Source organism: Alkalihalobacillus deserti, assembly GCF_020734105.1.
GTDB classification, from domain to species: Bacteria; Bacillota; Bacilli; order Bacillales; family Bacillaceae_D; genus Halalkalibacter; species Halalkalibacter deserti.
Window position 1 is genome coordinate 1 of record NZ_JAJAFR010000061.1, and the last position, 1,968, is coordinate 1,968.

The 1,968-nt window shown below is 39.0% G+C and carries 3 protein-coding genes; all 3 read left to right on the forward strand.

All coding sequences use genetic code 11. The features are described 5' to 3' along the window. On the forward strand, positions 1–723 hold a 723-nt coding region (locus LDX58_RS25555), incomplete at its 5' end, for a spore germination protein (RefSeq protein WP_227940473.1). Positions 724–732: 9 nt separating this feature from the next. Continuing rightward, complete coding sequence (locus LDX58_RS25560) at positions 733–1,524, forward strand: Ger(x)C family spore germination protein (RefSeq protein ID WP_265416837.1); 792 nt, start codon at positions 733–735, stop codon at positions 1,522–1,524. Further along, positions 1,521–1,940 (forward strand): Ger(x)C family spore germination C-terminal domain-containing protein, encoded by a 420-nt coding sequence (locus tag LDX58_RS26260; RefSeq protein ID WP_265416838.1) that lies wholly within the window; start codon positions 1,521–1,523, stop codon positions 1,938–1,940. Before LDX58_RS25560 ends, LDX58_RS26260 begins: the two co-directional genes overlap by 4 nt. The last annotated feature ends 28 nt before the right edge of the window (positions 1,941–1,968 follow it).

Here is a 1,968-nt window from a genome sequence, read left to right on the forward strand (position 1 = left end):
ATGGTAGTACCAAGTTTGATTGTTGAGTTTTTCCAAGCGAGTGAAGATTACTACCTGCGCGCAGACATTGCTACTTTACTAAGGATCCTACGATTTTCCTGTTTTTTTATTGCTTTACTAGCTCCATCCCTTTACATTGCTGTTTTGACTTACCATCAAGAAATGCTCCCCACTACATTATTAATTGGGATAGCGGCACAGCGTGAAGGTGTCCCCTTCCCCGCACTTATGGAGGCACTTCTAATGGAAGTCGCTTTTGAGATTTTGCGAGAAGCGGGAGTTCGAATGCCTAGAGCTGTCGGGCAAGCAATGAGTATTGTTGGAGCATTGGTCTTAGGACAAGCTGCTGTTCAAGCAGGGTTGGTTTCACCTGCAATGGTTATAGTCGTTGGAATTACAGCAATATCGAACTTTTGCTTTCCTGCTATCAATTTAGCCGCAACCATACGAATGTTGCGTTTTGGAATGATGGCATTAGCGGGGACATTTGGTTTAATTGGAATAATGTTTGGGCTTATCTTATTGTGCATTCATTTATGTACACTCAGGTCTTTCGGAGTACCATACACAAGTCCTGCTGCACCATTCAATTTACAAGACCAAAAAGACGTGTTCTTCCGCTTACCATGGTGGGGTATGTTTGCGCGGCCGCATTTAATTAGCCAAAACGATACGATCAGGGAACAAAATAACGCCACACTCAAACCGGAAACACGAAAGTAGGAAATTTTTATGAGAAAAAGGTTCCTGACCACTCTTATAGCCGCGTTAATCCTTACTTCTTTAACTGGTTGTTGGGATCGCCGGGAAGTCACTGATCTGGCTATCGCAGTAGCGATTGGGATAGATAAAAACGACGATGGTGAATACATTATTTCCACTCAAATACTAAACCCAGCTGAGAATGCACCCACAATTGGAGGTGGAGCGGGGTACGATAGTCCAGTCACAACGTATAATATGACTGGCAGAATCATGTCTGAAGCTTTAAGTAAATTGCTAAAAGACATTCCTAGACGAATATACTTGGCTCACTTACGAATGGTTGTTATAGGGGAAGATGTAGCAAAAGAAGGGATTTATGATGTTCTAGACTTCTTATCAAGAAATCATGAAGTGAGACCGGATTTTTATGTTGTCGTGACAAAAGAGCATACAGCAAAAGAAACACTCAGTATACTAACAAGCCTAAATAAAATTCCTGCTACTAAATTATTTACCTCTCTTGAAGACTCATCTGAAATGGGGGCTGTAACAAGAAAAGTAAGATTAACGGAATTGATAGATGACATGGTAAGCGAGGGTACAGAGCCAACATTAACGGGAGTTATGATAAAAGGGGATACAAAGGCTGGTGCAGAGAAAGATAATGTACAAAGCATTTCCCAAAAAGCAATACTTTCGTATGATGGAATAGCAGTTTTTCGTGAAAACAAGTTGATAGGTTGGTTAAACGAACAGGAAAGTAAAGGACTCAATTATATAAAGGGTAATGTTCAAAGAACTTTCATCGTTTTGATATGAACGATGGTGAAATTGGGATTGAATTATCAGAAAGTAAAAGCGACATAGAGCCCAAATTTCAAGACGATAAACTGAGCATTAAAGTTAAAATCACTGGCGAAGCAGATGTTGCTGAAGTTAATACAAAATTAAACTTGATGAGTTCTAATGTTTTCACTGAACTCGAGAAAAAAACGAATAACGAGATAAAAGATGTTGTATTAAAGGTTATCAGTAGTGCTCAAAAAGAATTTCGGTCAGATATTTTCGGTTTCGGTGAGATTGTACACCAAAAAAACTCTAAAGAATGGGCCAAGTTAAAAGAATCATGGGGAGAATCTTTTCCAGATGTACCTGTTGATGTTCATGTTGATATTAAGATACAACGTACAGGAACGATATCTGATCCGTTTCAAAATGAATTGATAAAGGAGTAAATAGATGCTCAAAAGTTTTGGATTGATT

Bases quoted from the DNA above. Each gene is read 5' to 3' on its own strand.
- LDX58_RS26260 (WP_265416838.1), top strand. From the start codon at position 1,521: ATGAACGATGGTGAAATTGGGATTGAATTATCAGAAAGTAAAAGCGAC.
- LDX58_RS25560 (WP_265416837.1), top strand. From the start codon at position 733: ATGAGAAAAAGGTTCCTGACCACTCTTATAGCCGCGTTAATCCTTACT.